Source organism: Kitasatospora sp. NPDC059577 (genome assembly GCF_042735475.1).
In the GTDB taxonomy this organism is placed as follows: domain Bacteria; phylum Actinomycetota; class Actinomycetes; order Streptomycetales; family Streptomycetaceae; genus Kitasatospora.
The window spans coordinates 29,815-37,566 of record NZ_JBHWBZ010000056.1 but is presented as its reverse complement, the minus strand read 5'-3'; the positions used below and the strand labels follow the sequence as shown (position 1 = coordinate 37,566).

13 protein-coding genes are annotated in these 7,752 nt (G+C 68.8%); 5 read left to right on the top strand and 8 right to left on the bottom strand.

The window, feature by feature from the left end; genetic code table 11:
- Nucleotides 1-96: 96 nt before the first annotated feature.
- Nucleotides 97-1,269 (bottom strand): methyltransferase domain-containing protein, encoded by a 1,173-nt coding sequence (locus ACFV0O_RS32220; protein ID WP_380347305.1) that lies wholly within the window; start codon nt 1,267-1,269, stop codon nt 97-99.
- A gap of 3 nt (nt 1,270-1,272) precedes the next feature.
- Nucleotides 1,273-1,431 carry a hypothetical protein gene (locus tag ACFV0O_RS32215; protein WP_350525143.1) on the bottom strand — a complete coding sequence of 53 codons (159 nt, stop codon included), beginning with the start codon at nt 1,429-1,431 and terminating at the stop codon, nt 1,273-1,275.
- Nucleotides 1,432-1,771: 340 nt separating this feature from the next.
- Here ACFV0O_RS32215 and ACFV0O_RS32210 point away from each other — a divergent pair, with 340 nt between their 5' ends.
- Nucleotides 1,772-2,527 carry a DUF6879 family protein gene (locus ACFV0O_RS32210; RefSeq protein WP_380347304.1) on the top strand — a complete coding sequence of 252 codons (756 nt, stop codon included), beginning with the start codon at nt 1,772-1,774 and terminating at the stop codon, nt 2,525-2,527.
- Nucleotides 2,524-3,369 carry a helix-turn-helix domain-containing protein gene (locus ACFV0O_RS32205; RefSeq protein ID WP_380347303.1) on the top strand — a complete coding sequence of 282 codons (846 nt, stop codon included), beginning with the start codon at nt 2,524-2,526 and terminating at the stop codon, nt 3,367-3,369. Before ACFV0O_RS32210 ends, ACFV0O_RS32205 begins: the two co-directional genes overlap by 4 nt.
- A 71-nt stretch (nt 3,370-3,440) precedes the next feature.
- On the opposite strand, the gene ACFV0O_RS32200 is transcribed toward ACFV0O_RS32205, so the two are convergent.
- The 5 genes from ACFV0O_RS32200 to ACFV0O_RS32180 form a co-directional block, all read right to left on the bottom strand.
- A complete protein-coding gene (locus tag ACFV0O_RS32200; RefSeq protein WP_380347302.1) occupies nt 3,441-3,632 on the bottom strand; it encodes a DUF397 domain-containing protein in 192 nt (63 codons plus the stop codon).
- A gap of 37 nt (nt 3,633-3,669) precedes the next feature.
- A complete protein-coding gene (locus ACFV0O_RS32195) occupies nt 3,670-3,861 on the bottom strand; it encodes a DUF397 domain-containing protein (RefSeq protein ID WP_380347301.1) in 192 nt (63 codons plus the stop codon).
- Between the two features lie 144 nt (nt 3,862-4,005).
- Nucleotides 4,006-4,197, bottom strand: a complete 192-nt coding sequence (locus ACFV0O_RS32190; RefSeq protein WP_380347300.1) for a DUF397 domain-containing protein — start codon at nt 4,195-4,197, stop codon at nt 4,006-4,008.
- Between the two features lie 38 nt (nt 4,198-4,235).
- Nucleotides 4,236-4,427, bottom strand: coding sequence for a DUF397 domain-containing protein (locus tag ACFV0O_RS32185; protein WP_380347299.1), 192 nt, complete (start codon nt 4,425-4,427; stop codon nt 4,236-4,238).
- An 11-nt stretch (nt 4,428-4,438) separates the two neighbouring features.
- Entirely contained in the window at nt 4,439-5,287 is an 849-nt protein-coding gene (locus ACFV0O_RS32180) for a helix-turn-helix domain-containing protein (RefSeq protein ID WP_380347298.1), read from the bottom strand.
- 242 nt (nt 5,288-5,529) lie between these two features.
- On the opposite strand from ACFV0O_RS32180, the gene ACFV0O_RS32175 reads away from it, so the two are divergent.
- Nucleotides 5,530-5,892, top strand: coding sequence for an ATP-binding protein (locus tag ACFV0O_RS32175; protein ID WP_380347297.1), 363 nt, complete (start codon nt 5,530-5,532; stop codon nt 5,890-5,892).
- Nucleotides 5,893-5,903: 11 nt separating this feature from the next.
- On the top strand, nt 5,904-6,137 hold the full coding sequence (locus ACFV0O_RS32170) for a hypothetical protein (RefSeq protein WP_380347296.1): 234 nt from the start codon (nt 5,904-5,906) through the stop codon (nt 6,135-6,137).
- A gap of 182 nt (nt 6,138-6,319) precedes the next feature.
- Here the strand turns inward: ACFV0O_RS32170 and ACFV0O_RS32165 are convergent, their stop codons facing one another.
- Nucleotides 6,320-6,688: a nuclear transport factor 2 family protein gene (locus ACFV0O_RS32165; protein ID WP_380347295.1), complete on the bottom strand. Its 369-nt coding sequence runs from the start codon at nt 6,686-6,688 to the stop codon at nt 6,320-6,322.
- A gap of 70 nt (nt 6,689-6,758) precedes the next feature.
- Here ACFV0O_RS32165 and ACFV0O_RS32160 point away from each other — a divergent pair, with 70 nt between their 5' ends.
- On the top strand, nt 6,759-7,643 hold the full coding sequence (locus tag ACFV0O_RS32160; RefSeq protein ID WP_380347294.1) for a LysR family transcriptional regulator: 885 nt from the start codon (nt 6,759-6,761) through the stop codon (nt 7,641-7,643).
- Nucleotides 7,644-7,752: the final 109 nt, after the last annotated feature.

Sequence of the window (7,752 nt, the reverse complement as noted above, 5' to 3'; positions counted from 1 at the left end):
GTGGGGGGGGGGGGGGGGGGGGGGGGGGGGGGGGGGGGGGGGGGGGGGGTGGGGGGGCCGGGGGGGGGCCCCCCCCCCCCACTCCGGTTGGTGACTTCAACCCCGGCAGGGCACCGGGTTGTCCGGGGAGTCCAGCCACACCGTCCGGCCGTCGGGCGTGACGGTGAGACCGAAGCGCTCGAAGCCGGGGCGGCCCCGGTCGTCCCACCAGCGCCAGGCGGACCGCACCTCGTCCCAGAGGCTGCGGGGGCCGGACTGGACGACCTCGTACGCGGTGCGGCCGGGCTCCCAGTCGACGGTGGCCCAGGACGTCACGGCCGTGTCGTGCAGCCAGAGGGTGTAGGAGCCGTCGCCGTAGCGCTCGACGAGCGGGAAGGCCCCGGGCACCTGCGCCCCGATGGCGAACATGGCCGCCCAGCCGCCGACGTCCTCCGGAGAGAGGTCCGTCACCGAGGCGGTGCCGTCCGCCGGCCACGGCCCGGACAGGTACTCCAGGCTGCCGGGGCGGGCGGCGCGCTGTTGGCGCAGTCGCATGAAGGCGGATGATCCGACGAACCGGCCGCTCGCCGTGCCGTCGTCGCCGACGGTGAGCCGGACGACCGCCTCCCCGCCGTACTCGGGCCCCCAGGGGGCGACGATCAGCCCGCCGGGGCGGGTCTGCTCGATCCAGGCGGACGGGATGCGGCCGACCGAGCACGTGGCGATCACCCGGTCGTACGGCGAGCGGGGCGGGTGCCCGATCGCTCCGTCGCCGACCACGAGCGTCGGCGAGTACCGGGCACGTTTCAGCCGGAGCTGTGCTTCGGCGGCGTTGTCCCCGTCCACCTCGACCGACACGACGTTGCCGGAACCGAGGCGGTGGGAGAGCAGCGCGGCGTTCCAACCTGTGCCGGTGCCGATCTCCAGCACCCGGTCACCGGGCTCGGCGTCCAGGGCGGCGAGCATCGAGAACACCATGGTCGGCATGGAGTTGGAGGACGTGGGGGTGGTGCCACGGCCTTCCCCGGTGTGGTCGCCGTCGTCCCACTGCGTGGTGAGCGGGATGTCGGAGTGGACGGCACGCCACCAGTCGGCCGGATCGGCGTGCCTGTTCACCGCGTCGCCCTGGCGGACACCGTCGCCGTTGCCGGGCCAGACGAGGTCCGGGACGAACCAGTGACGGGGGACGGCGTCGTAGGTGGAGAGCCAGTCCGAGATGAGCGACCCGTTCGCGATCAGCGCGGAGGCCAGCCGGGCCCGGCCGGCCTCCGCATCCTGCTGCTCGATCACGCGTCAGTCGCCCGACGCAGGGCCGCTGCCGTCCGAGGTGTTGCCACCCTCGTCGCTGCCGCCGCCACCGTGCTTGTTGCCGCTGCTGCTGTCGTCCTGCTGGCCGCCGCCGCTGCCGGAGCCGGACCCGCCGCCGTGCTTGCCGTTGTCGAACACGGGCATGTGATTCCCCTTTCAACGGCGGTGTCGAATACCGCCGTTGAGAAGTACGGTAGGGCGGCGGAGCGGGCGGGACGGTGGGCGATTCTCGAATATTCCGGACGCGGGCCGGCGGGGTTCGCGAGGATTCTTCAGAGGGCGCCGAGCGCCCGGCGACAGCGGGTGATCACCTTGTGGGCGTCCGCGCCGTAGACGGCGGAGGCGGCCAAGGTCTCCCAGACGCGCAGGTAGAGGGACACGTTCTCGGGCTGGTCGAGCCCGCGAATAATCGAGAATCACCTCTGACGGAACGTCACGTGGAGCCGATGATGGGATCTTCCTGACTGTGGGAGAAGGGAGAGCCATGGCAAGGCGGCTGCGGGTCATGGGAAGCACCTCGGGAGTCGGTGACTGTCCGACGTTGTACGAGGACGTGGACACCGGCGAGGTGGTGGTGCAGGGGTACGCCGTGACGGAACCCGAGGAGGTGGCGCAGCTCAAGTACGTGAAGGACGATGAAGGCTTTGTAGTCGTTCCCCGTGAACTGCTCGTGAGGTTCGCGCCGAAGGAGTCAACGCCCGTGCCCGAGTTCGTTCCCCAGCAGAAGATCACCGAGTTCATCAACGACGGATTCGAGCACACCGCCTGGCGGTTGGAGACCAGGACCGGATACCTCTCCGACAAGCAGATGCCCTCCTACGCGGAGTTCTTGCGCACGGGGGACACCGCTGGCGAGGTCGGGCACCCGTGGTTCGAGAACGTGCGCCGCATGGTGAACAAGGGCAAGAGGTTCGAGCGGGTGCGCCTGGTGGACAATCCGCCGACCGAGGGGCAGCGGTATCTGCTGGCGTGTGCCCGGACCAACGTGGCCGCCGGTGAGGACATCCGGTGCATGTGGCGGTCGGACGCCGAGTCGGCGGGGCTGGCCGGGCTTTCGGACTTCTGGCTCTTCGACTCGCGTACGGTCGCGCGCTTCCACTTCGAAGGGGAGCGCACCGTGGGAATGGAGCTGGTCACCGACCCGTTGGAGGTCCTGCGAGCCTGCCAGGCCCGTGATGCCGCTTGGCACCACGCAACGCGCTACGAGGAGTTCAGGGCTCAGGTACCTTCCGGCATGTGAGCTCCGAATTTCGACATGCGCGGTCTGCTCTCGGTGCCCGGATGCGCGAGCTTCGCGCCGAGAGCGGCCTGTCCGGCCGCGTCCTGGCCGCGCGGCTCGGTTGGCCGCAGTCGAAGGTCAGCAAGGTGGAGAACGGGAGGCAGTCGCTTACCAGGGCCGATGTGGTCGCTTGGGCTGAGGGTGTGGGCAGGCCCGATGCCGCAGCGGAACTGGTGGGCAGGCTAAGGACGGTAGAGACGCAGTACCGGTCGTGGCGGCGCCAGCTTGCTGGCGGTGTGAGGCCGGTGCAGGAGACGCATGCCGCACAGGGGAAGAGAACCAGTGACCGTCGGTCATTCGATCCGACCTTGATTCCAGGCCTGCTTCAGACAGCCGGGTATGCCCGTGCGGTGCTCACCCGCTACGCCGGAATCCATCCGTCGATCCGTGACGTCGAGGCTGCAGTGGTCGCCCGCATGGAACGGCAGAAGGTGCTCAAGGATCGGTTTCGATCGTTTCACTTCCTTGTGTGGGAAGGGGCGGTCGTATCCCGTCTCTGCCCTCCGACTGTGCTGGCCGACCAGTTGGAGCGGCTTGTTCCATGGTTGGCGGACGGGAACGTACGACTCGGGATCGTGCCCTTCGGCGCTGATCTGCGAGTTCCCGTGGGAGTGGGATTCTCGATTCACGACGACACCTTGGTCGTGACTGAGTCCTGGCACGCGGAGATGTGGTTGGACGATCCGGCGGATGTTGCGCTTCACGTCCGGGCATGGGAGGCGCTGGCGGAGAGTGCCGTTTACGGCCCGGCTGCCCATCGCGTGATCGTCAGGGCCGCCCGCGCGCTTCGCGAGGCGCATTGAGGATTCCGTCCGGCGCCGGATGTGGTGTTGAGGTTCCCTCGCGCGGAGGTGCGCGAGGGGACCTCTGGGGTTCAGGTGTGATGGTCGAATTCGCCAGCCTTGACGCTGTGGAGGAGGTCGGCGAGGGCGGCGGGGGTGGTGCGGAGGGTGATGTGGCCGTCGTCGGACTCGCGGAGTTCGACCGCGCCGTCGACGGCGCGTACCTCCACGCACTCGTTGTTTGCTGCGCTGTAGCTCGACTTCTGCCACTGGATGTTAGGCATGATGCCCCCGGGGGGTTGGGTGCAGGTGGCACGCGCGTCAGACGTAGTGGTCGAATTCGCCGGCCTTGATGCCCTGGAGGAGGGTGGCGAGGGCGGCGGGGGTGGTGCGGACGATGAGGTGGCCCTCGTCGGACTCGCGGAGTTCGACTGCTCCATCCGCAGAACGGACCTCGACACAGTTCTCGGCGTTGCCGCTGAAGGAGGACTTCTGCCACTCGCTGTCGGTCATCGTGGGCCTTTCAGTGGGGGAGCCGAGCTACTGTGAGACGTTCGCCAACCTGCTGGGGCGGGAGGGGATCAGCCTCGTCAGTGGGCAAGGTAAGGCTGATCTTGCGGCCCCTCGCGCGAAGTGGGCGCGAGGGGCCGCCGGGGTTCAGGCGTGGTGGTCGAATTCGCCGGCCTTGACGCCCTGGAGGAGCGCGGCGAGGGCGGCGGGGGTGGTGCGGAGGATGAGGTGGCCCTCGTCGGACTCGCGGAGTTCGACTGCTCCATCCGCAGAACGGACCTCGACACACGCGTTGCTTGATCCGGAGTAACTGGACTTCTGCCACTGGACGTTAGGCATGATGCCCCCCCGGGGGTTGGGTGCAGGTGGCACGCGCGTCAGGCGTGGTGGTCGAATTCGCCGGCCTTGACGCCCTGGAGGAGCGCGGCGAGGGCTGCGGGGGTGGTGCGGAGGATGATGTGGCCCTCGTCGGACTCGCGGAGTTCGACCGCTCCGTCGACGGCACGGACCTCTACGCAGTTCTCGACGTTTCCGCTGAAGGAAGACTTCTGCCACTCGGTGTCCGTCATATCCGGCCCTTTCACAGGTTTCGCGCGATCTTGCGGATCAAGTCGCGAGAGGCATCCTCGCTCAGCGCTGATGCTTCGGTCCGTTCGAAGATGGCCCGGTAGCTGGTCAGCTCAGCGACCGCATCGAGGTACTCAGGGCCGTGGGAGGACTCCCGTTCGACGGTGTCGAGTTCAGGCACCGCGCCGAACGCGTACGTGAGGTTCTCGGCTGGCCCGGGGAAGGTCTCGATGTCGAACGGTACGACGCGAATGGTCATCCAGGGCAGCTCGGAGTCTTTGAGCAAGGATGAAAGCTGGTCCTTGAGGGTTGGTGTGCCTCCGAAACGTGTCCACAACACCGACTCGTAGATGAAGAAGGTCAGGGGCTTCGGGTCGCGGCGCAGTTCAGATTTGCGCTCCATCCTGAACGCGGTACGAGTCTCCAGCTCGTGTTGAGGTAGTGGTGGAAAGACGCGCCCGAAGACGGCTGAGGCGTAGTCGAGGGTCTGGCAGGGGCCGGGCATGTGAGTCAGGAGCCACATCATGAGCTCGCGGGAGGTCTTCTCGAACTCTGCGTTCTCAAGGACGCCCTCCGGGACCGCGCCCCGGTACTTTTCCCACCAGCCCTTGGAGCGGTCTTGAGCCATGGCTTCCAGGGCTGCGATCAAGGGTGGATTCAGGCACTTGCAGGCGGCTGAGAAGGACCGGAGCCGATCGACGTTGACGCTGGTCTTTCCGTTCTCCATCTGGGTCACCTGAGCAGCACTCACTCCGAGCGCGCGGGCAAGCTGGCTGCCGCCGAGGCCGCTCTGCTCGCGCATCTTTCGCAGTTCGGCGCCCAGGCGACGCTGACGGAAGGTTGGGTTCTGGCGACCAGGCATGGGCTCAGTCTGCCTCGATGGCGCCCGATGGGGCCATCCGTCCCTCGGGAGGGGGAACCATTGCCAGAACTACCTAAATTTAAGTAGTTCTGCGCTATCGTCGTCCTCACCTCGATCCGACGGATCGTCAGTAACGCCTGCTAGCAAGCACCGCAGAGCAGCCATGCCCATCTTCCTGGCCTGGCTCACGGCGACATGTGTTCCGCCGGTTCTTCCCTCACTCACGCCTCGGGAGAAGTCCCATGCGTCACCTCAACACGCCCTCGATCGCCATCGCCCGTCAGTCCCTCGGCGACACCATGACCCGCGTCGGCTGGTCCCCCTCCACCATCTTCGACGCGCAGCTCGCGCTCGTGGAACTCCTGGTCAACGCCTGGCGGCACGGCGCGACCCCCGCGCCGATCGTCCAGATCATCTCCGTCGACGGCTCGCTCCGCGTCTCCGTGACGGACGAGAGCCCGGCGGTTCCGAGCCCGCAGGCGCGGGGCCTCCTCGCCGAGTCCGGCCGGGGCCTCCAGCTGGTCGCCGGCCTCACCCATCGCTGGGGTGTCGACCCGCAGGGGCGCGGCAAGTCGGTCTGGTTCGAGCTGGACGGTGCCGCGTGAACCGTCACCCCATGAAGCCGACCGACCCGCGGATCCGCAACTACACCGACGACCACATCCGCACCCTCCTGGCCGAAGTCCAGGAGCGCGGCAAGAAGTTCGGCCTGATCTGGCCCTCGGCCGGCACCGACAGGACCCTCGACGGCCGGGTCCTGGTCCGCTTCGGCACCGCCCCGGCCTCGACCCTCCTCAATCTCCTCACCCTCCTCCTCGATGCCGACCGCGAGACCTGGTGCGATTCCTGATCGGTACGGCATTCGCCGTCCTCCTCGCCCTCGCCTTCGCGACCGTCGCGCTGGGCGTGGTCACCGCCCTCCGCGCGACCCCGCCGGACGAGGACGTGTAGGAACACGCAGAGGAGGGCCGTCGTCACCCCCGTCGACCACGGCCCTCCTGCTCCCCAAGCTCGCTCTCGCTCTCTCCCCGCTCAGCTGTTCTTCTCGAATCCGGCGAGCAGGGCGCGCGGGTCGAAGGTGACCCGGATCCGGGCGATCTTCCCGTTCTCCACGTGCATCCAGTTCACCGTCGGGGTCGGCTCCGCGATGCTGGTGTTCAGCTCGAACCAGGTGATCACCTCGTCGCCCTCGGCGAGCCGCATCTTCACGTCGATCTTCTCCAGCACCCGCCCGAGCCCCTGCAGCCCGGCCAGTGCCTGCTCCACGCCGGTGGCCGTCCCCAGTGCCCCGACGAAGTCGACGTCGTCGGCCAGCAGTCCCCGGAGGGTCTCGAAGTCGCCCGTCTCCCAGGCGGTGAAGTAGGTCTCGGCAAGCTCGCGTGCGTTCTTCGTCGTTGTCATGCCTCCATCCTTCCGTCGCCCGGTCCATCCGTCCAACAGATGGATCGAATGCCAGCTATCATCATCAGATATGGAGATGCACCAGCTGCGGTACTTCGCCGCCGTCATCGACGAAGGCTCCTTCACCGCGGCCGCAGCCCACCTGCACGTCAGCCAGTCCGGCGTCAGCACCCAGGTCGCCAAGCTGGAACGCGAGTTGGGCCAACAGCTGCTCGACCGCACCGGCCGCCGGGTCCGGCTCACCCCGGCCGGCGAGGCGATCCTCCCGCTGGCCAAGAGCGCCCTGGCCACGCTGGACGCCATCCGCCACACCGCCGCCGAGTACGCCGACGCCGTACGCGGCCGGGTCCGCCTCGGCATGATCATGGGCTGCTCGATCCCGCCGTTCCTGGACACCGTCGCCGACCTCGGCCGCACCCACCCCGGTATCGAACTGAGTCTGCACGAGGGCCACTCCGACCTGCTCCAGGCGCAGGTCCTGTCGGGCGCCCTCGATCTTGCCCTGATCGGCTACGCGGGCGAGGCGGCCACGGGCCTGGACGTCGACATCGTCATCGACGAGCAGGTCGCCGCCGTCGTCCCGGCCGGGCACCCGCTCGACCGGCCCGGACTGACCCTCGCCGACCTGCGCGGCGAGAAGATCCTCTGCCTCTCCCGGGGCACCGGCATCCGCGCCGCCTACGAGCAGTCCTGCGCGCAGCAGGGCCTCGACCCGCGCGTGGACATCGACGCCAGCTCCCCGGCGACGGTCCTGCGCCTCGCCGAACGCGGCGCCGGCGTCGCGGTGCTCAGCCCCTCGTCCGTCGAGGGCCCCGGCCTGTGCACCGTCCCGATCGCCGACGCCGCCGTCCGTTCCTGCCTCGGCCTCGTCGGCCGCCCCGGCGAGCAGTCCCCGGCCGTCCGCGTCCTGCGCGCCAAGCTCTCTGCCGCGCTGGGGAGTTCCCAGCGCCCCTGAGGCCTGCCCGGCGGATCTCGCCGGGCCGGCGCCGCCGGCAGGTGCCGGCCCAGGCCGAGCCCGGTCTCGTATCCCCAGCGGAAGCGGCCGACGCAGAGAGAGGGGTAGG